The sequence below is a fragment of the Amycolatopsis roodepoortensis genome (assembly GCF_024628825.1).
GTDB classification, from domain to species: domain Bacteria; phylum Actinomycetota; class Actinomycetes; order Mycobacteriales; family Pseudonocardiaceae; genus Amycolatopsis; species Amycolatopsis roodepoortensis.
The window spans coordinates 5,833,397-5,856,336 of the sequence record NZ_CP102415.1 but is presented as its reverse complement, the minus strand read 5'-3'; the positions used below and the strand labels follow the sequence as shown (position 1 = coordinate 5,856,336).

At 70.1% G+C, this 22,940-nt stretch carries 15 protein-coding genes; 14 read left to right on the top strand and 1 reads right to left on the bottom strand.

Features of this window, described 5'->3' with window-relative positions; genetic code table 11:
* Positions 1-102 precede the first annotated feature (102 nt).
* From NQK81_RS27925 to NQK81_RS27860, 14 genes are all read left to right on the top strand, one after another.
* The gene (locus tag NQK81_RS27925) at positions 103-2,358 is read left to right on the top strand and encodes a TrbL/VirB6 family protein (RefSeq protein ID WP_257483870.1); all 2,256 of its coding nucleotides are present in this window, start codon (positions 103-105) and stop codon (positions 2,356-2,358) included.
* A gap of 13 nt (positions 2,359-2,371) precedes the next feature.
* Positions 2,372-3,619 (top strand): PrgI family protein, encoded by a 1,248-nt coding sequence (locus NQK81_RS27920; protein WP_257483869.1) that lies wholly within the window; start codon positions 2,372-2,374, stop codon positions 3,617-3,619.
* 6 nt (positions 3,620-3,625) lie between these two features.
* Entirely contained in the window at positions 3,626-5,569 is a 1,944-nt protein-coding gene (locus NQK81_RS27915; protein ID WP_257483868.1) for a VirB4 family type IV secretion system protein, read from the top strand.
* A gap of 66 nt (positions 5,570-5,635) precedes the next feature.
* Complete coding sequence (locus NQK81_RS27910; protein WP_257483867.1) at positions 5,636-8,248, top strand: type IV secretory system conjugative DNA transfer family protein; 2,613 nt, start codon at positions 5,636-5,638, stop codon at positions 8,246-8,248.
* 89 nt (positions 8,249-8,337) lie between these two features.
* Positions 8,338-9,423 carry a replication-relaxation family protein gene (locus NQK81_RS27905; RefSeq protein WP_257483866.1) on the top strand — a complete coding sequence of 362 codons (1,086 nt, stop codon included), beginning with the start codon at positions 8,338-8,340 and terminating at the stop codon, positions 9,421-9,423.
* Positions 9,424-9,494: 71 nt separating this feature from the next.
* Complete coding sequence (locus tag NQK81_RS27900) at positions 9,495-10,469, top strand: C40 family peptidase (protein WP_257483865.1); 975 nt, start codon at positions 9,495-9,497, stop codon at positions 10,467-10,469.
* 227 nt (positions 10,470-10,696) lie between these two features.
* Entirely contained in the window at positions 10,697-11,374 is a 678-nt protein-coding gene (locus NQK81_RS27895) for a TnsA-like heteromeric transposase endonuclease subunit (protein ID WP_257483864.1), read from the top strand.
* Positions 11,371-13,428, top strand: a complete 2,058-nt coding sequence (locus NQK81_RS27890) for a TnsB C-terminal domain-containing protein (RefSeq protein ID WP_257483863.1) — start codon at positions 11,371-11,373, stop codon at positions 13,426-13,428. The genes NQK81_RS27895 and NQK81_RS27890 overlap by 4 nt, the downstream gene beginning before the upstream one ends.
* The gene (locus NQK81_RS27885) at positions 13,425-14,483 is read left to right on the top strand and encodes a TniB family NTP-binding protein (protein WP_257483862.1); all 1,059 of its coding nucleotides are present in this window, start codon (positions 13,425-13,427) and stop codon (positions 14,481-14,483) included. The genes NQK81_RS27890 and NQK81_RS27885 overlap by 4 nt, the downstream gene beginning before the upstream one ends.
* Positions 14,480-17,485, top strand: coding sequence for a TniQ family protein (locus NQK81_RS27880; RefSeq protein WP_257483861.1), 3,006 nt, complete (start codon positions 14,480-14,482; stop codon positions 17,483-17,485). Before NQK81_RS27885 ends, NQK81_RS27880 begins: the two co-directional genes overlap by 4 nt.
* Before the next feature lie 289 nt (positions 17,486-17,774).
* Positions 17,775-18,287 carry a hypothetical protein gene (locus NQK81_RS27875; RefSeq protein WP_257483860.1) on the top strand — a complete coding sequence of 171 codons (513 nt, stop codon included), beginning with the start codon at positions 17,775-17,777 and terminating at the stop codon, positions 18,285-18,287.
* 5 nt (positions 18,288-18,292) lie between these two features.
* On the top strand, positions 18,293-19,429 hold the full coding sequence (locus NQK81_RS27870) for a hypothetical protein (protein WP_257483859.1): 1,137 nt from the start codon (positions 18,293-18,295) through the stop codon (positions 19,427-19,429).
* 113 nt (positions 19,430-19,542) lie between these two features.
* Positions 19,543-20,031, top strand: a complete 489-nt coding sequence (locus NQK81_RS27865; protein ID WP_257483858.1) for a hypothetical protein — start codon at positions 19,543-19,545, stop codon at positions 20,029-20,031.
* Positions 20,032-20,313: 282 nt separating this feature from the next.
* Positions 20,314-21,285, top strand: a complete 972-nt coding sequence (locus tag NQK81_RS27860; RefSeq protein WP_257483857.1) for a prolipoprotein diacylglyceryl transferase — start codon at positions 20,314-20,316, stop codon at positions 21,283-21,285.
* Between the two features lie 334 nt (positions 21,286-21,619).
* Here NQK81_RS27860 and NQK81_RS27855 read toward each other — a convergent pair whose 3' ends face one another.
* Positions 21,620-22,870, bottom strand: coding sequence for a DNA/RNA helicase domain-containing protein (locus NQK81_RS27855; RefSeq protein ID WP_257483856.1), 1,251 nt, complete (start codon positions 22,868-22,870; stop codon positions 21,620-21,622).
* Positions 22,871-22,940: the final 70 nt, after the last annotated feature.

Genomic DNA, 22,940 nt, shown 5'->3' with positions numbered 1-22,940 from the left:
CGGCGCCGACCGGCGGCACGGACTGTGCGCCCCGCCCGAACTGCCGATTCCAGTCCTGACAATGAGGGCACGGACACGAGGTCGGGGCGCGGCGATCGGCTCATGCTCGGACCACCGGCAGCACCCGCCCGGCGCCGTCGCGGACGCGGCGGTCGGGGCCGCTGGCTGCCCCAGCGGCGGTGGGCTCGCGCGCTCGCGGTGCTAGTGCCGCTGCTGGTGGCCGTCGCGGGAATCGCGCTGACCGCCTCGGCCGCGCCCGGGCCCACGCCCGCACCCGTGGCAGCGGCGGCACCGCTGGCGCCCGCGCAGCCACCGGTACTGCCGCTGCCGCCCAACCCCAGCTGTGTGCCAGGTTCTGCCGAACCGGCGTGCCTTCTGCCGGAGACGTCGTCGCCGCGCCCCGCGCCTCCGACCGGACTCCCGAGTACACCGCTGGTACCCGGCCCGTCGGCGCCGCCGGTCTCGTGTTTCCCAGGCTCGGTGCTGCCCGAGTGCGGCAACCTCCCCACCCAGCCACCCACGAGCCAGCCATGCGATGGACCGAACTGCATCCCACAGCCAGTACCCCGCGACCCCGGCGACGACGACAGCGAGTGCGGGTTCACCGACCCGGTCGCGTGTGTCACCGAGGCCATCGACACCTTCTTCCGCGGCCTGGTGATCGGCGCACTGAACCCGCTGCTCGATCTGCTGGGCAAAACGGTGCTGTCCACACCGGACCCGAGCCTGCTGCCCGGCATCGGCCAGGCCTGGACCGAGTCCTGGCACCTGATGCTCGCCTTCTACGGCAGCATCGTCGTGATCGCGGGCCTGATCCTGATGGCCTACGAAACCCTGCAAACCCGCTACACGATCAAGGAGATCGCGCCCCGGCTCGCGGCCGGGTTCCTCGCCGGGACGCTGTCACTGTTCTTGGCGACCCAGGGTATCGAGATCTCCAACGCCGTGAGCGCGACGTTGATGACCGACGCGGTCAATCCGAACACAGCTGCCAAGGCGATGACCGACATGATCCTCGGTTCGCTCAACGGCGGGCAGGGCTGGCTGCTGTTCATCGGGCTCGCGCTCGCCGCGCTGCTCGTCGTGCTGCTGTTGACGTTCATCGTGCGGGTCCTCGCAACGATGCTGCTGATCGCCGCCGCGCCGTTCGTGCTGATGTGGCACGCCTTGCCGCACACCGAAGGCGTCGCCGTGTTCTGGTGGAAGGCCTACGGTCTGCTGCTGATCATCCCGATCGGACAGGCCGGTGCGCTGAGTGCGGCGCTGCGGGTGTTCTTCACCCCCGGCGGTTTCACCATCTCCGGGCCGACGCTGAACGGGGTGACCAATCTTCTGTTCTGCGTCGCGCTGATGTGGATCTTGGTCAAGATCCCCTTCTGGTGCCTGCAACCGCTGCGCGGCGGTGGCGGCCGGTCGCTGCTCGGGTCACTGGTGCGCGGCGCGATCGCCTACAAGACCATGGGCCTGCTCGGCGGCGCCACCTCGCTCTTCGGCCGCAAGGGCCGCAAGCCCGGCCCAGCACATCGTGCGCGCGGACGCGACACCGCACCCGCGGATCCGCCGTCGACCCGTTCGGGCCAGTTCATGCTGCCGATACGGGTCCGCCGCACACGCCCCGCTCCCGGACGATCCCCGCGACTGGGTGAGATGACGGACACCGGTGCCGGAGCGGGGAGGAAACCCGGGCCGGGACAGCTGTCGTTGTTCACCACGAGTGGCTCCGGGGACGGGCAGACGGTCTCGGCGAACCCGCGGGCGCTCCCACCGGATTCCCTGCCGGGCGCACTGCCCCGTGACCAGCTCGGGCTGCCGATCACCACACGCAGGAACCCCGACCGGGTCGGACGCCGGTCCCTGGCCGACGACCTCGCCGCACGAGGCGCCGGGATACCGCCGCCGGTGCCCCAGCCCGGGTTACTCACCTCGGATGGGCGGGTCAACCGCAACGCCCGCCCGCCCGCGCATCTACCCCGCGCGCTCATCGCGCCGAGCGCCGGGATGCTGCCGATCCACCTGCGTCCAGCACCCCCGGCTACGCCTCGGCGGTCGCTCGCCGACGACCTCACCAACCCCGCGCCGGCCAGCCCACCGCGGCAAACCGGGCCTGGGCTGATCACCCCGTCCGGCCAGATCAACCGCGCGGCCCGCGCCTCCCGTCGTCCGGCACGGGATGCCTACACCGGCAACCGGCCACTCGCCTCCGGCCAGTACCCGCTTCCCCTCGACGTCCGGCGCCAGCCCCCACCCCCGCCGCCTGCCAGCGGCGCGAGCGCTGCACCTCCGCCGAAACGGCGCACCGGAACGCAACTACGCCTGCCCCTGGACCTGCCCGCCCGGCGAGGCCCGAAGACGAAGTGAGGACCGACTCGCCATGACTTCTCCTGTGCGTGTGCCCGCCGACGTCGACCGCCCGGACCGGGTGCTCGGTCCGCTGACCGCCCGGCAACTCGCGATCCTCGGCATCACCGGCCTCCTGCTCTACGGCCTGTACTCGCTGACCCGTGGGTTCGTGCCGCTGCCGGTGTTCCTCATCGTCGCCATCCCGGTCGGGATCACGGCCACCGTGCTGGCTCTCGGGCAGCGTGACGGGCTGCCCCTGGATCGGCTCGCGCTCGCCGCGATCCGCCAGCACCTGTCTCCGCGGCACCGGGTCGCCGCGCCCGAAGGCGTCCGTGCGGCCCCGGCCTGGCTCACCGCCCACCACTCCGACACCCGCGCCCGTAGCCGTGACGGACGGCGTCGGTCACCAGCCGGGACCGAGCCGGTGTCCCCGGCACCGTTGGAGCTGCCCGCCCACGGTGTCGCCGACACCGGCGCACACGCCGGAGTCGTCGACCTCGGCACGGACGGGCTCGCCGTCATCGCCGTGTGCAGCACCGTCAACTTCTCGCTGCGCACACCCGGGGAACAAGAGGCGCTCGTCGCCAGTTTCGCACGCTACCTGCACTCGCTGACCGCGCCCGTGCAGATCCTCATCCGCGCCGAACGGCTCGACCTCGCCCCGCAGATCGCCGAACTCCGGACCCACGCCGGCGGGCTCCCGCACCCCGCTTTGGAAGCGGCCGCGCGGGACCACGCGGACTACCTCGCCGAGCTCACCGCCCAGGCGGATCTACTCCGCCGCCAAGTGCTGCTGGTGTTGCGCGAACCGCTGCGCACCGGCCCAGCCCCCGCCGCCGCGTCGAGCGTGCTGCCATGGCGACACCACCGCCGCGACAACGGATCGGTGGAGAACGGAATACGGCAGGCAGCCGAGCAACGCCTGGTGCGCCGCCTGGACGAGGCCGTAGAGCTGCTGATCCCGGCCGGGATCGTGGCCACCCCGCTCGACGCCGCCGCCGCGACCGGCGTTCTCGCGGCGGCCTGCAACCCCGACACCTTCCTGCCGCCCTCGGCCGCACTGGCGGGGGCCGACGAGGTCGTCACCTCCACCACCACCTTCACCGACCTCTACGGCCCCGACGACCCCGCCGGCGATGCCGATCTCGCGGCGGCGTCTCATCCGGCTCCGCCGCGTCCATCCACTGTCGCGCCGCGCTCCGGTCGCTCGCAGGCGCCGGGCCCGTGGCTGTCCGAGGACGAGGACTGGGACTACGACGACGAGATCGAAAGCAGGTAACCCCTGATGGCACGCACCAGAAACCACGGCACCGTGGCCCGGCCCGGGTCGGCGGGGGCGTTCACCCCGGACGCGCTGTCGGTGTCCGCACGGCACCTCGAGGTCGGCAACGAATTCGTCGCCAGCTTCGGCGTCACCGGCTATCCCCAAGAGGTCTACCCCGGCTGGCTCGCCCCGCTGCTGACCTACCCCGCCCGCTTGGACGTCTCGGTCCACGTCCAGCCCGTCGACCCTGCGACCGCGGCCAGCGGACTGCGCAAGCAACGCGCCAAACTCGAATCGTCCCGCCGCCACAACGCAAAGCATGACCGGCTCGACGACCCAGATCTCGACGCCGCCGCCGAGGACGCCGCCGACCTCTCGCGCAGCATCGCCCGCGGCGACGGACGCCTGTTCCGCTTCGGGCTGTATCTCACCGTGCACGCGCCGGACGAAACTTCGCTCGGCGAGGAAGTATCCGCGCTGCGTTCGCTGTGCGCGTCGTTGCTGCTGGACGCGAAACCCGCGACCTACCGGGCTTTGCAGGGCTGGGTGAGCACCCTGCCGCTCGGGCTCGACCCGCTCGGCCTGAAGAGGACGTTCGACACCGCCGCGGTCAGCGCCGCGTATCCGTTCACGTCGCCGGACCTCCCGCCGACCGATCCGACCACCTCCGCCCCCTCCGGTGTCCTTTACGGCTACAACGTCGGCTCGTCCGGGCTGGTCCATTGGGATCGGTTCGCCTGCGACAACTACAACTCCGTCGTCCTCGGCCGCTCGGGCGCGGGAAAGTCGTACTTCGTCAAGCTCGAGACCCTGCGCAGCCTCTACCGCCGACTCGGCGACACCGAGAACGGATCGACCGCGCACGGAGTCCAGGCATTCATCATCGACCCGGAAGACGAGTACGCGCGGCTGGCCTCCCAGGTCGGCGGAACGTACGTCCACCTCGGCGCGGGCGGAGTCCGGCTGAACCCGTTCGACCTGCCCGTGCACCTCGGCGCGAACGGACGCCGGACCGCGCCACAGGACTCCCTCAAGCGGCGCAGCTTGTTCCTGCACACCGTCCTGGCAGTGCTGTTCGGCACGGAGGTCACCGCCGCCGAGCGAGCCGTGCTCGACACCGCGATCACCGCCACCTACCACCGCGCAGGCATCACCGGCGACGCCCGCACCTGGACGCGCCCGGCGCCGCTGCTGCGCGACCTGCGCGACGTGCTCGCCACCACAGGCGACGGTGGTGACGCGATGGCCGCCGACCTCGCCGCCCGGCTACACCCGTTCGTCGACGGCTCGTTCGCCGACCTCTTCGACGGGCCCACCACGACCATCCCGGACGGGCACCTCGTGGTGTTCTCCTTGCGCGACCTGCCCGACGAACTGCGCACGATCGGCACCCTGCTCGTGCTCGACACCGTCTGGCGGCACGTCTCGAACCCGGCCGACCGCCGGCCCCGGCTGGTCGTGGTCGACGAAGCCGGAATTCTCATGCGCCAGCACGAGGCCGCGCTGTTCTTGCTGCGCCTGGCCAAAGCCGCCCGCAAACACTGGTGCGGACTCACCGTGGCCACCCAGGACGCCGCCGACCTGCTCGGCAGCGATCTGGGCAAAGCCATCGTGTCCAACGCCGCCACCCAGGTGCTCCTTCGCGCGGCGCCGCAGGCCATCGCCGAGATCGCCGAAGCCTTCGACCTCTCCGCCGGAGAGCGGCGATTCCTGCTCTCGGCCGACCGCGGCCAGGGCCTGCTGTCCTCGGGCACGCAAAGGGTGGCCTTCCAGTCACTGGCCTCCCCAACCGAGAACTTCCTGGTCACCACCGACCCCGCCGAACTCGCCCAGTTCGCCGACGAGGACCCCGACGCCACCGACAGTGGCCTCGCCGACGCCTACATCGACCTCGGCCCCGCCGGCAGTGCCGACCTCGACGACGGGATCGACGACACACGACAGGTCGACCTCGACACCACGTGATCCGACCTCGTGCCGCTTTCCGACTTTCTTTGTCTCACAGGAGTTTTCCCGGAAGGGAGTTCCGACATGGCCGTACACACCACAGGCTCCCCGGTGACGCAGAACGGGGTGAGCGACTACCTGCGCGACCCCGGCGGTGTCACCGGTCGCCTGCTCGCAACCGTAGGCGACTGGGCGCTGACCTGGGGACCGGTCGCCGTCCCGGCCCTGATCCTCGCGATGACGGGCGTGGTCGTGGCGCGGCGCTGGTGGCGCGTTCACCGCCATACCGCGCTGCTGGCCGACGCTCGCCGGATCACCGTGCTCGCCCCGCCCACCGTCGATCCCGCCGGCGGGGCCGTGGTCTGGTCCAACCTCGTCGGACTCCTCCGCCCCGCCTGGCGGCGGCTCTGGGCCGGGCAACCACATCTGGCGATGGAATACGTGTTCGGCGAGCACGGCGTCACCGTGCAGTTCTGGGTCCCCGGCGTCATCCCCCCGTCACTGGTGGAACGGGCGGTCGAGGCTGCCTGGCCCGGCTCCCACACCCGCACCAACCCAGCCACCTCACCGTTCCCCGCGCTGGAGTCCGGGCGCCGGCGGATCACCGTCGGCGGACAGCTACGCCTCGCCCGCACTGAGGCCCTCCCGATCCGCACAGCGTTCGACGCCGACCCGATCCGCGGCCTGCTCGGCGCACCGGTCGGACTCGGCCGCGACGAGCGCGCTTGCGTACAGATCCTGGCCCGCCCGGTCACCGGCCGCCGCGTCGCCCAAGCCCGCCGCGCCGCCCGCCGGGTCCACCACGGCTCCTCGGGACGGCTCGGGGGCCGGATCCTCGACGCGATCACCCCAGGCGCGAACGCGACCCGCGCTCGCCGGACCTCGGACTCGCGACGCATTAGCCAGGATCCGCAGCTGTCGCTGGAATATTCGACGCAGAACAAGGCGATCGTGGGCAAGCAGCGCGGTTCGCAGTACGAGACGGTGGTCCGGTACGCCGTGGCCACCGACCTCCCCGCCGACGCTACCGACGACCTGGCACGGCAAGCCCGTGACACCGCACGCGGGCGGGCGCACGCGCTGGCCGCCGCGTTCGCCGCCTACACCGACCACAACCACTACACCCGCACCCGCCTCCACCGGCCCGCTCGCGCGCTCGCCGACCGGCGCCTCGGCCGTGGAGACCTGCTCTCCGTCCCGGAGCTCGCGGCGCTCGCGCATCTGCCCACCGACGCCGAGATCCCCGGCGTCGAACGCGCCGGAGCCAAAGCCGTCGCCCCACCGCCCGGCATCCCCGCCCCGGGTCCGGGCGTGATGCCGCTGGGGCACTCCGACACCGGGCATGCCCGGCCGGTCGGCCTGCGGCTCGCCGACGCCCGCTACCACCTGCACCTGATAGGACCGACCGGTTCCGGGAAGTCCACCCTGCTCGGCCAGATCATCCTCGACGACGTCGACAACCAGCGCGGTGTCGTCCTGATCGACCCGAAAGGCGACCTGGTCACCGACATCCTCAACCGGCTCCCCCGCAGCGCGGCCGAACGGGTGGTGCTGTTCGACGCCGACTCCCTGCACCGACCACCCGTCTTGAACCCGTTGGAAGGCGGGGAAACCGACCGCGAGGTCGACAACCTCGTCTCCGTCTTCCGCCGCGTGTACTCGGCGTTCTGGGGGCCGCGCACCGACGACCTCATGCGGGCCGCCTGCCTCACCCTGCGCGCGCAAGAGGCCGTGCCGACCCTGGCCGACCTGCCGAAACTCTTGACCAGCGAGGCGTTCCGGTCCCGCATCACCGACGGGCTCACAGATCCGGTGCTGCGCGGGTTCTGGGAGTGGTACGACGAGCTCACCGACTCCAGTCGCTCTCAGGTGATCTCACCGCTGATGAACAAACTACGCGCGTTCTTGCTGCGGCCCTTCGTGAAAGAAGCCATCGCCGGAGGACGATCCACAGTGGACATGTCGCAGGTTCTCGACGAGGGCGGCATCTGCCTCGTGCGCATCCCGAAAGGATCGCTCGGGGAAGAAACCACACGGCTGGTCGGGTCGCTGGTCGTCGCCCGCACCTGGCAGGCCACCACCGCCCGCGCCCGCGTCCCGCAACGCCTGCGCCCCGACGCGCACACCGTGATCGACGAGTGCCACAACTTCCTGCATCTCCCCTACCCCATGGAAGACATGCTCGCCGAGGCCCGAGCGTTCCGGAACGGGTTCATCCTGGCCCACCAGCACCTGGGCCAACTATCGAGGGAGCTGAAAGAAGGCCTCTCCACCAACGCCCGCAACAAAATCATCTACTCCTCATCCCCCGAAGACGCCCGCGAACTCGCCCGCCACACCACACCCCGGCTGTCGGAACACGACCTGTCCCACCTCGGCGTCTACCACGCCGCCGCACGACTGGTCGTGCACGGCGAGGAAACCGAACCCTTCACCATGACCACCGCACCGCTACCCGAACCCATCCCCGGGAGGGCACGCGAAATCCGGGCCGCGCTCCGCGCCCAGCGCCGCGCACACAACACCGCGACCAACACGAGCGGCACGGCACCGAGTACCGGAAGCCGCGCACCTGCCACAGCGACGCGGACCGGGCGCCGGGTCCCGCCGACCCGGCCACCGAGGACCGACCCACGCCGTGCCCGCCCCCAAACCATCGCGCGACACGGGGTTTTTCGGCGCACCACAAGGACATAGCTGCGCGACTGCCGGCCTTGGCCCGGGACGGGAGTTCGGCTTGCCCACAGAACTTGTCCACAGCCTGTTGACAACCAAGGGAGCGTCCGTTGATCACGACCACCACCCGCCAGCACACTTTGCGGGGCCATCTCCCTGGCCGTCACACCGCCCGCGCCGCCAGTTCCGTTGAGCACCAAGCCATGCTCGCCTCCCGCCTCACCGCCCGCGACAAGTGGCTCCTGGCCTTGTTGCACGAACACCGGGTCCTGACCAGTTTCCAGATCCAGGACGCCGCCTTCCCGTCGGGCCGCTCGGCCCGCCAGCGGATACGGGATCTCTACCTCTGGCGCGCGGTGTCGCGGTTCCAGCCGTTCCAGCAGCTCGGGTCCGCTCCGATGCACTACGTCCTCGGCCCCGCCGGGGCCGCCGTGCTCGCGGCCGAACACGGCCTCGAGGTCAAGGAACTCGGCTACCGGCACGACCGCGCCATGGCCATCGCCCACAACCAGCGCCTCGCCCACACCATCGGCGTCAACGACTTCTTCACCTCCCTGATCGCCCGCACCCGCCACACCAGTGCAGGTGAGGCGCTGGCGGTGTGGTGGTCGGAAGCCCGCTGCGCCCGCCACTTCGGCGACCTCGTCATCCCCGACGGCTACGGCCGCTGGCGCACAGGTTCCGGGGCCGTTGTCCGTGAGGTGGAGTGGTTCCTCGAATACGACACCGGTACCGAATCTCTCACCAAGGTCGGCCGCAAGCTGGCGGCCTACGCACGGCTGGCCGAGTCCACCGGCATCGCCACCCCGGTGCTCGTGTGGCTGCCCACCACCCGCCGCGAAGCCGGAGCCCGGACCGCCCTGGCCGGCGTGCACGCCGGGCTCGACAACCCTCGCGCGGTGCCGGTAGCCACCGCCGCGGCCGACCTGCTCGACCCGACCTCGCCGCATCCGAGCCCAGCTGAAGCGGTGTGGCTGCCGCTGACCTCCGCGCGCCACGGCCGCGCCGGCCCGCGCTACAACCTCGCCGACCTCGCCGACGCCTGGCCCGGCCTGGCACCACCAGCCGGCCAAGGCGGTGAGGACGGCGAGGGCGAGGCCGGTGACGCCGCGGTGGCCTCGCCGTACCGGCTGCCGCCACCGAATCCGATCCCGCCGCGGGCCACTCCGAACCGGGGCGCTCGCGGCAAGCACTGACCCGGCATCGCCACTCGCTCACAACGAGTCCCGTTTCCACCCCGTCGCCGTGAAAGGAGCGCGATCCAGCCATGGGAAGCAAACTCGGGGCCGCCGTCGCCGCCGTAGTCCTCGCCATTCCGTTGCTCATCGGCGCCGGCGTCGTCGGCATCGTCAGCACGTTGTCCGGCGGCAACGGCGCGAGTTCGCTGACCTGCACGCCCGACGGGACACCGACCGGCGCCGTGCCGGGCCTGACCGCCGAGCAGATAGACAACGCTGGCGTCATCGTCGCGGTCGGCAAGCAGATGGGCGTGCCCGAGCCGGGCTGGGTGGTCGCGATCGCCGCCGCCATGCAGGAATCGAAGCTCCGCAACCTGCACTACGGCGACCGCGACTCCCTCGGACTTTTCCAGCAACGCCCCTCAATGGGCTGGGGCACCGTCCAGCAGATCACCACACCGACCTACGCGGCGACGAAGTTCTTCGAACGCCTCACCGCCACACCGAACTGGCAGACCATGAGCGTCAACGACGCCGCCCAAACCGTGCAGGGCTCCGGCTTCCCCAACGCATACGCCCAGCACGAGGACAAGGCACGCGCGATCGTCGTGGCTGTGTCCGGGGTGCGCTGTCAGCCCGCGCCCGCGATGACCGGGACTGGTGACTGCGACAATATTCAGGCACCCACCGCCGCCGCGATGACCGCGATCAACTACGCGTGCGGGCAACGCGGGCTGCCGTACGTGTGGGGCGGCAACGGGCCTTTGAACGGCGACGCGGGATTCGACTGCTCAGGCCTGACCAAAGCCGCATACGACGCGGCTGGAATCCCCTTACCCCGCACCGCGCACACCCAGTACCACGCCGGACCGCGAGTGCCCGGCGGGCAACTGCTGCCAGGCGACCTCGTGTTCTACGGCCCAACCTCGAAAATCAGGCACGTCGGGCTCTACATCGGGAACGGGAAGATGCTGAACGCCCCGACCTTCGGCCAGCCAGTGCAGATCGACAATTACCGCTACCCCGGCGACGACTATGCGGGCGCCACACGACCCGCGCGCTAATCACGTGTAGGTTCTCAATGAATCTTGCGGTTTCTCACGGAGTTTGCGGCGGTCTTGCGTTTCCGCAAGATCTGATGAGACAACGTCGGCGTGTCGGCGTTCTGGTGGCCCCGCGGCGGCGGAGGGTGGCCGCTATGAGCGGAAACCCTTGCGCGGGAACGATCTTGCTCGATGCACCTACTGGTGATCCTTTGACAGTGCGGTATCGACGTCACGATGGACGGTTCGTGGATACGGTGTTGAGCCGGTTGCCGGTCACGGATGTTTTGCGCGGGCTGCCGGTGCGTGAGTTCCGTGCTTGGCGTGGACGTCGGCATTACTCGGGCTGGTACTGGTCTGCCACGACCGGTGGTCATGTGGTTTATGAGAGCCGGTTGGAGCTGGCCAGGATTCTTCTGGCCGATCATGACCCGGATGTCGTGGGGATCGCAGCGCAGCCGTTTGTGCTGGAAGGCTTTGATGGCAAACGGGTACGGCGGCATGTCCCGGATCTGTTGCTGGCACGCGGCGACGGCCGCGTGGTGGTTGTCGACGTGAAGTCGGCTGCACGGCTGGATGACCCGGATGTCGTGGCACAGTTCGCATGGACACGACGGGCGTGTGAGCGACGCGGTCTGGGTTTCGAGGTGTGGTCGGGCACCGACGCGGTGGTGTTGGCGAACGTGCGGTTCCTGGCTGGCTACCGGAGGCCGGAGACAATCGCTGCGGACTTGGCGCCGGTCGTGCTGGAGGCCGTCGCGGCGCCGGTTTCGGTCGGCGATCTGGAGCGGCGGCTGTCCGGTTCGGGGTCGTCGAGCGTCCTGCGTCCGGTGATTTTGCATCTGTTGTGGCGGTCGCAGCTGAGGGCTGATCTGTCACGCCCGCTGGATGGCGACACCCTGGTGCAGTCGGGGGTGGTCGCGTGAACGCGCGCACGGTGACGATCGCGACCGGGGTTTCGGTGTTGATCGATGGTGATGCGGCTCGGATCGTGGAGTTCGACGGGCGGCGGGTGGCGGTGCGCTACGCCGACGATCGCTGCAGCAGCTTCACTTTGGCCGAATTCGTTGCTCGCGCGCGGGGCCTGGACTCAGGTGGGAGCGATGAGCCGGATCCAGGGCTGGTGCTGGCGGGGCTGTCGGAGGCTGAGCGACGGCAGGCGGCGACGCGGGCGGCGCATGTCCGGGAGGTGCTGACCGGATACGCCGCGGGGTATGCGCAGGCGGCGCGGCCGGGCGAGCCGCGCCCGGCCTACGCCGCCGGCGTTTCGTTGAATGTTCGGTATGCGGCGAAGGCCGCGGAGCTGTCGGTGTCGGTGCGCACGCTGGAGTACTGGGCGGCGGCCTACCGGGAGTCCGGGGAGGCGGGCCTGGTCGACCACCGGCACCGATCCGGCGGCGGAATGCGGGTGGATCTGCGCTGGGATGCGGCGGTGCGGGCCGAGATGGCGGCGGGGGTGGCGGCGTCGACACCGACCCGCTCGGCGCTGCTCGCGCGCGTCGTGGGGCGGTTGGAACGTGAGCACGGCGCGGGTGTGGTGATGGTGCCGTCGAAGGCGACTGCCTACCGGCGTCTTGCGGAGTTGGCCAAGGGCAGCAACGCGGTGAGCGGGTCGGCGAAGGCGCGACGGTCGATTGCGCAGCGCCCGCAAGGGGTTTACGGCCGGCTGCGGGCGAGCAGGCCGGGCGAGTATCTGATCCTGGACACCCAGGATCTGGATGTGTTCGCGATGGAGCCGGTGACCTGCCGGTGGCTGCGCGCCCAGCTGACGGTCGCCCAGGATCTGTTCGACCGCGCGATCGTCGGGCTGAAGGTCACCCCGGTCTCGACCAAGGCCGTCGATGTCGCAGGCGTGCTGTTCGAAGCGGTCACCGGCCGCGGCTCCGGACGCCCGCCGCTGGGCCCGGTGCACGGGCTGCCGGCAAACCTGGTGTTCTCCGAGACCGGTGCCGACGTCGATGGCGGTGCGGCGGTCTGGTGCCCGCCGGAAACGCTGGTGATCGACCGGGGCCGGGCGTTCCTGTCGGCGCACGTGATCGGGGTTTGCGCGCGGCTGGGCATCTCGATCCAGCCGGCGCAGCCCTACAAACCGACGGACAAACCCACGGTCGAGCGGTTCTTCCGGTCCCTGCGGGAAGGCCTGATCCAGCACCTTCCCGCCTACAAGGGCCCCGACATCCACAGCCGCGGCGCCGGCTTGGAGGACCAGGCGTTCCTGTTCCTGAACGAGCTGGAGGACGTGATCCGGGACTGGGTTTGCTCGGTCTATCACCGCAGCGCCCACGACGGGCTCGCCCTCGCGCAATGGCCGGGAATGGTGTTGTCGCCCAACGACATGTTCGCCGTCGGCATCGCCAAGGCCGGGTTGCTGCGGATCCCGGCGGCACCGGAGCTGGTGTTCGAGTTCCTGCGGGTGGCCTGGCGCACGATCCAGCACTACGGGGTGGAGATCGACGGCCGCCGCTACAACGGCCCGGCGCTGGACGGCTACCGCAACGCCCGCAGCCCCTACAGCGGGCTGGCCGCCGGGCGCTGGCCGGTGCGGGTCAACGACGACGATGTCCGCGCCGTCTACTTCCAGGACCCCGACGACGGCCGCTGGCACGAACTGGCCTGGGAGCACGCACCGGCCTTGGGGACGCCGTTCTCAGCCGAAGCCGCGGCCTACGCGCGGCGCCTCACCGTCGCCGGCGGAGGGCACGTGGAGCCGCAGCAGGCGCTGGCCGAGGTGCTGGCGCGCTGGAGCGCCGGTGAGGTCGTCGATCGCCGCGAGCGGCGGATGGCGGCGCGGTTGTCCGCCGAGCGCAGCGATCTGCAGGCGCTCGCGGAAGGTGAAGCCGCGCCCGCGCTCCCGGCCGCCGGCGAGGACGCTGGTCCCGGCGGTCCGCCGGGTCTTGCGGTGACCGGTGACGATGACGACGAGGGTGAACTCTTCGACGACGACGCCGCCGAGGTCGAGGCGTTGGAGGTGCTGGAATGACCGGCACCTACAGCCTGTCCCGCAAGGAGGGGTGGCGGCGGTTCGTCGACACCACACCGCGCACCCGCCCCGACGTCCTCACCTCCGCCGGGCTTGCTGCGCTGAGCGGGGACGCCCGCGCGGACTACGACGAGGCCCGCCACGACTGGCACGCCAACTTCGGCATCATCGCCACCCCGCAATTACGCGCTGTCCGGGAGGAACTGGAGCTGATTGTCGCCTCGAACCGCCAGGACCCGGACCGGGTCCGCGGGGCGGCGGTGATCGACGGTCATCCCGGGTTGGGCAAGACCACGATCATCAACCTGTTCGCCCGGGACTACCACCGCGTCGCGCTGCGCCGACACGGGGAGCTGACCGATCAGGGGCACGAGCACATTCCGGTGTTCCGGGTCGGGCTGACGTCCAACACCACGCTGCGCACGCTGAACAAGATGATCTGCCAGTTCTACGGGCATCCCGGCGCCGACCGCGGCAGCGCCGCCCAGCTGGCCGCGAGCGCGCTGGATTGCGTGCTGTCGTGTCAGACCCGGGTCGGGATCATCGACGACGTCCACTTCATCAACCAGCACAGCCGGGACGGGCTCGCGGTCAGCAATCACCTGAAATGGCTCGCGAACGAGCTCCCGGTGACGTTCATCTACGCCGGGGTCGGGTTGTCGGAACGCCGGTTCTTCGACGAAGGACTGTCCGGCCCGTCGGCGGCGCTCGCGCAGACCGCGCGGCGCTGGACTCGGTTCGAGGTCGGCCTGTTCGACCACGACCGGCACTGGCTGGCCCTGGTGAAAGCCATTGACCGGCAACTGGTGCTCGCCGCCCACCGGCCCGGGCAGCTGAGCGGGCTGGCGGGCTATCTGTTCGCCCGCACCGGCGGGCACATCGGGTCGCTGATGACGTTGATCATCCGCGGCTGCTTCAAGGCCATCCGCATCGGCGACGAATCGATCTCCCAGGGGCTGCTGGACACCGTCCGCATCGACGAAGCCGCCGAAAAGGCCCGCCGGACGCCGGTCGGCACTCCGGTCCGCACGGCGGGTGGGCGGGAGCGGTCATGACCGTCGTGATCACCACGCTGCCGCTGCGGGTCCCGGTCCTGGCGGGGGAGAGCCTGGACTCTTGGCTGCATGCGCTGGCCCAGCGGCACAACAGTTCCCCGGGCCAGCTGCTGGCCGCGCTCGGTCTGGGCCGCGGGCAACGCTGGATCCGGCGCCTGATCGACGAGCCCGATCCTCGGATGCTGCGACGGCTCGAACAGACGACCGGCCTGCCCCCGGGGCGGCTGGATGCCACACTGGGCTCGGTGGCCGGACCGGCCGGGCTGGTGGATCGCCTGGCCACCCACGGATCCCGGTTCTGTCCGGCCTGTCTGGCTGAATCCGGCGGCCGCTGGATGTCGTCGTGGCGGCTGAACTGGTCGACCGCCTGCTTGCGGCACGAACGTCTGCTGGCCGATGTCTGCCCGGACTGCGGGAGCGTCCCACGGCGCACCCTCGTCGGCGGCATCACCGCGACACCGGCGACAGCCTGCCCGAGCAGGCCCGGCCGAGTGCGCCGCTGCGGCGGCGATTTCACCGCCGCGCACACCACGCCGGCGCCCGCCGCGGTCCTGGCCGCGCAACGCTGGATCGACCACGTCACCGCCACCGCCTGCACACCCGGCAACGATCGCACCGGAGCCGAGCAGGCACTGGCCGAAGACACCCTGCGCGACCTGCGCTACGTCACCAACTGGCTGCTTCGCCTGAACCACAAGCACCTCGCGGGCGAAGCCGGCATCCTTGAGCCGCGGCGTCGCGCTAATCCGTTGTCCAGCAACGGTTCCGCAGCGAAGCTCGATGCGGCGCTCGCGGCCATACTGCTCACCCGCGCGCAGCGCATCCTGGGCGAGAATGAACAGGCCGCGATCGCCGAGCTCGCCACAACAGTCACCGGCCAGCCACTGACCCAGCGGATCCCGCCCCCGAGGGGACCGGACCAGCAGTGGCCGACGACATCGCCCCGGTTCGCCCACCGATACCTGCGCGCGGTCGATGCCGAGCTGATCGCCTCGGACCGGCTCCGGACCAGGTCGCTGACCCCGCAGGCGGCCCGCCCGGTCACCGACACCGCCGCGCGGGCCCGGATGATCCCGCAGCAGCTCTGGCCGGACTGGTCGAGCCGGCTGCTGCCGCCGGCCGGATACTCCGCCGGGCTCTTCCGCGCCGCCCTCGCCGCGCTGCTGCTGCTTCCCGGCGCCCGCGCCCGCACCATGAGCACCCTCGCCGCCGCGCTCAACCCTCGCGTCACGCGCGCCCACATGAGCGCTGCCCTGCAAGGACTCGCGCAACGCGACACGGGCCCCGCTCTCGAGGGCGCGTTGACCCTGCTCTGCCGCATCGCTGACCATCTCGACCAGACCGGGGCACCGATCGACTACCAACGCCGCCGCGAGGTGGTTCCGATCGACCTGATCGACTGGCCGGCCTGGCAGGAGCTGGCCTGCTCAGCGAAGGCTCATCCCGGCGAACTCCGCTTCGGTCGACGCGCTCGGCTGCTGCACGTCCAGCGGCATCTGCACCACCTGCTCACCGGATCCGACCTCGACAACCCCGCCCACCCGCTCCACTTCCACGCAGCCGCCGACCGCAGCCAATACATCCGGTTCACCACCACGCTGACCCCGCAGCTGCGCCACGCCCTGCACCGGCACGCAGAATCGGTCCTGCCCGATCTCGGGATCGACGAACCAGCGACCTGGTCGCCGCCGGCCGAGCTCGCCGACGGACTCGAACTGCCGGGGATCGACGTCGGCGCGCTCGACATCGACAAGATCAGCCGGCTGCTGATCGACGAACAGCGACCGGCCAGTGAGGTCGCCGACCTGCTCGGCGTCCACATCGAACACATCCGGCTCGCCCTCGAGCGGCTGGACCGGAACCGAGACGACGAACCCGCCGCGGTCGGCTACTGGCGGCGCGAACAGCAAGCGATGCGACTGCTCACCCGCGAGTTCTTTGAACGAGAGTACGTCCACGGCCGCCGCAGCCTGGGTGACCTCGCCGCCGAAACCGGCTTCAGGAGGGGCATCCTCGCCCGTTACGCAAGGGAAGCAGGAATCACCCTCCGGCGAGGCGGCCCACCGATCCCGATCGACCCAGACTGGCTGCGCGTCGAATACCACGACCGGAAACGACCGCTGAGCGATCTCGCGGGCGAGGTCGGCGTCGCCCAGATGACCATCCACAAGGCCCTCACCGAGTTCGGCATCCCGACCCGTCCACGAGGCGTCGGCAGCCGCACCGAAATGATCACCACCCTTGACGATCGCGTCCCGACACTCATCCGCTCCGCGGTCGAGGGCACCCTGCACGGCTGGCAACGGCTGCACCGATTCCAGGTCACCATGGCCTTCCCCACCATCGACACCGCCGCCGGCTACCTGAACACCCTGCCCAACTCGCTGGTCCACCAGCTCGACAAGCTCGAAAAGTCCCTCGGCAGCACACTCTTCCACCGCGCGGCTGTCCACAAACCCCACCAGCCCACCGAACTCGGACAGCAACTACTGCACCAGCTGAAAGATCCGCACGTTCAGCAGCTCATGGCCACCGCGCTGCACCCGGACCTCCTGACCCTGCCCGACACCAGCACCATCGACCACGCTCGCCAGCACAATGCCGCCCCCGCCAAGCGCCCACGACTGCGTCCCTACCCCGACATCCCCGTCACCCGGCTCCGCATGACCCGCGCCACCCTGGCCGTCCTGGCCGACCTGCGCGCACGCCATCCCGCCGAGTTCTACGGCCACGAACTGCACCAGCGCCTCGGACTTCACCACGGCACCATCTACCCCCTACTCAACCAGCTCGAGAACGCCGGCTGGCTCACCAGCCACCCAGAAGACGAAGCCGAATGGCTCGCCGGCGCACCACCCGGACGCGGTCCCGGCCGACGGCGCACCTACTTCCAGCTCACCCCCGACGGCTTCCGCGCCACCATCCACGAACTCGCCCAACCCCGAAGAAACCGCAACACCAAGAGGAATCCAGCGGCGCAACACCGGCGAGAAACACCATGAACAGCCCAGCTCAGCGCACGCCGCAGCGCAAACAAGAGCGGGAACCTACATCACGGTTGTGTCTCGTGTGGATAGTGGTCGTTATCGGAGAAATTACGCCCCGGGTCGAGTCAAAATCTATGCCTGGCTTGACATCCCGACGCACACGGAGCGTCCCTGGTTATGTCATAGCGCGGATCGCGCACCGCATCGACGCAGGGACGTGTCTCTTATGGACGGACTACGCGCAGCCATTCCCGGCCGTGCCGCGGAACCTCCGGTTCTTCCGGACGGTGAAGTATGGGTGGCGATGCCGTACAAACCGGCATTCCCCGGCATCGTCCCCGCCGACGAGACACCACCCGGGACCATCGAGGACCAGACCCGCTTCCCCACCCTGCACAGCCTGAAGAACGATGTCGAGATCGGCGTGCGGTGCCGTCCCGCTGTCGCGCGCTGGATCGGGGTCCACCTGGAATCGTTCTACGGCACCGCCCAGTACCGCTTCACCTGGCACGAGGACACGCTGGAAATCCACGACGACCCTTGGGGTGACTCGGTAGAACCCCAGCCGCGCGTGGTCCGGCCCGGGAACGACGGCCGATACGAGATCCGCGATCTCTGGTACCCCGTGGCACCGACGGCGATCGGCGGGCTGTGCCAACGTCATCCCGACGCGCTCACCGCGCTGACACGCGACGACACCCCCAGCCCCGTGCCGCACATGCTGGCGTACTTGACCGACCATCCCGGCGCGTCGCCGAGGATGCGGCGGAACGTCGAGACCGCGCTGGCGAAACTCGCCGCCGAACTGGGTCGGTGACCTCCATGGTGGCCGTCACGGCGCGCGACGTGCCCGAGATCCGGGCACGGATGAGCGATTGGGCCCGTGATCCCGGCTTGGACGGCGCGGGCAACTGGTTCCGGTTCTTTGTCGGCCCCCGGCCCGAGGACACGGCGGGCGAACCCGCGTTCCCACCCCTGGACGACGTCGGCGCCACGATCGCGGACACACTCCGCGCCCAGATCCCCGCCGCCGAACTGTTCTACGTCTCCGCCGACCTGACCGACCTCGCGAGCCACGCCGCCACCACCCTGGCCGACTACCGCCTTCACCCCGAAGACCTGCCCGCCCCCGTGGGGCTCATGGTGTACGAGCACCCGCCCGTCGAGGGAACCGCCTCAAAGCGGCACGACGCCGTATCGCTGGTCTCGTGGGGTCCAGGGCGCGGCGGCTTGTGGGTGCAGAGCTGGGGAACCGTCCCCGACCCCGAACCGCCAGCGGTCGACGTCGGACGCAGGCTCGCCCGCTTACCTCGCCACTACGCCCTGACCCAGATGCGGAAAGCCGCCGCGCTGAACCTGCCACCACCCGCACCGGACAACAAACCCGCCAGCCACGACGACGCCGTCGACCTCGGCGCCAAGCACATCCTGGCCACGTTTCTGCGCAATGCCGAACGCGCACCGATTCCGCCGAGTTTCTCCCCTCCGCACGGATACGAATGGTGCGGCCTCACGCCCATGACGTTCACCGACATGAAGGGCTGGCCCAGCGCCCTGACCGAAGGCACTTCCTCCGCCGATATCGACACCCAGATCGCCCTGCAGCGCACCATCCTCACCACCTGGCTGCTGATGGGCCAGACCCTCGTTCGTTCCGAATGCACCAGCGCGCCCCGCGCCGCCCGCCGACGCATCGAACGCTACGACCCGGAACTCAACACCGCCGTCCGCCTCGTCGACCTCCGGCGCGCCCGCACCGCGCCCACAGACCACAGCGGCGACACCTCCGGCAAAAGCACACGCGAATACCGCCACAGCTGGCTCGTTCGTGGCCACTGGCGCAACCAGTACTACCCCAGCCGAGGCGACCACTGCCCCATCTGGATCGCGGACCACCTCGCCGGACCGGACGACAAACCACTCATCGGTGGCGAACGCGTCAACGTGCTGCGCCGCTGAACCGGACACAACGGCCACCCGCCGCCCACCCCACGAGTCGAGCTGGCCGCGACTGTCCACACCAGACGCCCTGCACCCGCAGGCGATGCACACAAAAGAAAGGAAACTCCATCATGACCACCACAGAACACGTCGACACCCCGGCGCCCCCACCAGCTCCCGCACCCGTGGTGATGATCGGCGACTCATACGATGGCACCGTCGAGCTGTCGCTTCGGGAAATCGCCGCCCGCATCCGCGAGGACCTCGTCGTCGTCCAGGACGACGACATGATCCACGCCGACGCGGAGTTCGCCGTCGTGGCGGACGAGTCCGGTCCGCAGAACCAGATCCACATCACGATCTCCGGGCTGCCACACAGTGACCACGGCACCGCCGACACCCCAAGCATGGACGTAACCAGGGACGTCTTCCGGTCGGCGTTCGTGCTCGCCAGCCACTACAACACCTTTGTCAGCAGCCCCTATCGGTTGCGGTACCTCGTAGTCATCCAGGCCGTCCACGACAGCGGCACCGTCTACGCCGAAGGCGTCGGCGCCATCGGCCTCTGGGGCACACTCTCCCAGCCCGAAACCGCGGAAGCACCTCTCCGCCACGGGTAGGAGCCCTGAGACGACAACAAGTCAACTGCGGGGCGCGGCAATCACGAGCCGCGCCCCGCAGTTGGCTTGTCAGCTACGGCCACCATCGCCTGCACCGATACGGCCCGTTGCATGACCACCCGGGCGAATCGCGGAACACCGAACCACCCACACATTGGCCCGTTTGTATCGGTCAAACATTGAAACACGACGTGTCCACATGAGACACATGTCTTGTTTGACGGATCGCTTGACAATAGTGCGGTGACGAAGCGTCCATAGACGTGTAGCCCGACCAACCGGATGCGCACCGGCGGGCCAACGCCCCGGCCGGGGCATGACCATCCCCATTTCCAACACCTGGAGTTCGTCATGTCCCGCAAGAACCGCAACCCCCGCACCACCCCGACCCCCGACACCGCCATCGACGGCGACCGCCACCTGCACGCCGTGGCCGACGCCCCCGGACAGCGGAACGCGCCCACCACGGAAGACAAAGTGCATGAAGCACTGACCGCCAACCCCGGGGCCACGACCGCCGCCCTGGCGATGGCCGCCGAAGTCGGCCGTTCGACCGCCGCGAAGATCCTTGCCCGCTGGGGCCGTGAAGGCGCCGCGATCCGGACCGCCGGAGACGGCCCGCGCAATCCCGACACGTGGGCGCTCGCTCCGTCGGACCGTGACACCGACGCACCCAGCACCGAGGACACGCGACCGGACACCACGGCGAGCGACACCGCTGACAACACCGAGACAGCAAACGAGCCCGACTCCGACGGCGCGACCAGCACGGCGGTGCAGGAAACCGCCACCAGTCCGGCCGTCGACGACGACCCGGAGTCCACCGCCACGGACAGCACCAACGACGAGACCGGGTCGGCTACTGCCTGCGACGTCGACAACGACACCAGCCCGTTGCCCGGAACCGCACCGGAGGCTCCGGCCGACAGCGAGAACGGAACCGGGCCAGCTGCCGCAGAATCGCCTGCGGACACCGACACCGCCGTCAAGGGCAAGGACCGTCTGCGCAAGGGCGGCCTGCGGGCCCTGGTGGAGGAATACCTGACCGACCACCCGGGCGACAGCTTCGGGCCCGCCAAAATCGGCAAGGACCTCGGCCGTTCGGGCGGAGCGGTCAACAACGCCCTGGAGAAGCTCGTCGCCGACGGGTACGCACGCAAAACCTGCGAGGCGCCGAAGCGGTTCGCCATCAACCTGGACAAGACTGACGTCTCGGCAACGAGCGATGACACCGAGCCCGCGCAGGAAGCCTGACACCTGCCTGCCTGCCCGCCTGATCCGCGCGCAAGACCGCCGCCCCAATCCCGAGGGTTACCGGTCTTGCGCGCGGCTTTTTCTTCTAAACAACCGGGTTGCGCTAGGCAATAAACGGTTGGATCACCTGATGCCACGGCGGGGCTGGCAATGACCCGCCGCCGCACCGTTCGGGATGGACCGATGGAGCGACGCGGTCCGCGCCGACCGAGCCTTGGCCCTCGCCCGCCGTTCCGGTGGCGGCTGGGCGCGATACGTCGTTCCGTCCCGTCGCTCGTTTGCCGTCGGTGATGCGGTCCCCTGCCCTTTTGTTCATGGCGGCGGGCGTACCTGATTACGCGGAGATCAGGTCATGCAGCAGCGCGCGGGTTTCGGCGTCGGTGGAGTAGAGAATGGTGCCCGCCGTGGCGCGGGTAAGCAGCACGCGGTAGGAGCGGCGCACCCACAGGTCGACGTCGGCGGCTGTCGCGCCGTCGAGGGCATCGTCGCGGGTGGCTGCGGGATCGGTGACCCATCGGTCGTCGCGCCATAGGAGGTCGGGGCCGAGGATGACGCCGCCGTAGTCGTACTCGAAGCCTTGCGCGCTGTAGACGCTGCCGATCTGGCCGGCGCCCGCGGGCTCGATCGCCCACATCGCCGAGGGCGGCAGCCCTCCGACCGCGCGCTGGCCCTTCACGCTCCAGGGTCGGCGCCAGTCGCCGATCTCGATGTCCTCGACCAGCGGATTTCCAGGTCTCGCGTCGCTCCACGGCCAGCACAGCCCGGCCGTGATCCGGGTACTCGCCCCGACCTCGGTCTTCGGACGCAGCAGCTGCTCCAGCTCGCCGGGGCAGTCGGCCACCCGCAACTCGAACCGCGGCGCGGAGTCCTTGTCACCGTTCCAGGGTGCCGGCGGGCTGAGTGGGGCGTCGAGGCCGAGTAGGCCACGGACCCAGGTGTCGTAGCTGACGCTGTGATGGCGGTGCTGGCTCGTCAGCTCAGTGCCGTGCACGGTGGCACCGCAGGCGCGGGCGGCTGTCGCGAGGTAGTTGCGAGTGCCGATTTGCCCGGGACGGATCGCCTGGTCCTCGTCGAGGAGAAACACCACGACACGGGCGGTCTCGAGCAACTGCGCGGCCTGAGTGCGGTCGCTGCGGCGTGAGGCGGGGGTGTAGCGGGTGTTCGAGGTGGCCCGCAGTTGGTGCGCGCCGTCGCACACCAGCAGGTCCAGCCCGTCGGGCTCGGTGTCGGCGGCGGTGCCGAAGTACTGGAAGAGTTTCTGGGTGGCGCGGGAGCCGTGGCCAGCGGTCTTGCGCAGCGCGGTGGTGAACGCCTGCGAGCCGGTGGCGTGCCGGGCCCGGTAGCCGGCGCGCAGGGCCTCGCCGAGCAAGGTCAGCGCGAGGGCACTCTTGCCCGTGCCCGCGCCGCCGGCGACCACCACCACGGCCCTCGGACCGCTCTCGTCGGCAAGGCATCTGCGCACATGATCGAGGACAGCCTGCTGATCGCCGTCAAGGCCGAACACGTCGGCGTGGGTGATCGAGCGGGCCGCGAGGTCGAACAGCGTGGGCGCCGCGGAGCGCGAGGGTGATCCGGCGGTCGGCATGGTGGTTACGGTCCTCCTCCCTGCGGGACGAACGTGTGTCAGGGTCTCAAGACTCGGCTGTGACCGTGCC

Coding starts and splice junctions, on each gene's coding strand:
- NQK81_RS27925 (WP_257483870.1), top strand. CDS start 103: ATGCTCGGACCACCGGCAGCACCCGCCCGGCGCCGTCGCGGACGCGGC.
- NQK81_RS27920 (WP_257483869.1), top strand. CDS start 2,372: ATGACTTCTCCTGTGCGTGTGCCCGCCGACGTCGACCGCCCGGACCGG.
- NQK81_RS27915 (WP_257483868.1), top strand. CDS start 3,626: ATGGCACGCACCAGAAACCACGGCACCGTGGCCCGGCCCGGGTCGGCG.
- NQK81_RS27910 (WP_257483867.1), top strand. CDS start 5,636: ATGGCCGTACACACCACAGGCTCCCCGGTGACGCAGAACGGGGTGAGC.
- NQK81_RS27900 (WP_257483865.1), top strand. CDS start 9,495: ATGGGAAGCAAACTCGGGGCCGCCGTCGCCGCCGTAGTCCTCGCCATT.
- NQK81_RS27885 (WP_257483862.1), top strand. CDS start 13,425: ATGACCGGCACCTACAGCCTGTCCCGCAAGGAGGGGTGGCGGCGGTTC.
- NQK81_RS27880 (WP_257483861.1), top strand. CDS start 14,480: ATGACCGTCGTGATCACCACGCTGCCGCTGCGGGTCCCGGTCCTGGCG.
- NQK81_RS27875 (WP_257483860.1), top strand. CDS start 17,775: ATGCCGTACAAACCGGCATTCCCCGGCATCGTCCCCGCCGACGAGACA.
- NQK81_RS27870 (WP_257483859.1), top strand. CDS start 18,293: ATGGTGGCCGTCACGGCGCGCGACGTGCCCGAGATCCGGGCACGGATG.
- NQK81_RS27865 (WP_257483858.1), top strand. CDS start 19,543: ATGACCACCACAGAACACGTCGACACCCCGGCGCCCCCACCAGCTCCC.
- NQK81_RS27860 (WP_257483857.1), top strand. CDS start 20,314: ATGCGCACCGGCGGGCCAACGCCCCGGCCGGGGCATGACCATCCCCAT.
- NQK81_RS27855 (WP_257483856.1), bottom strand. CDS start 22,870: ATGCCGACCGCCGGATCACCCTCGCGCTCCGCGGCGCCCACGCTGTTC.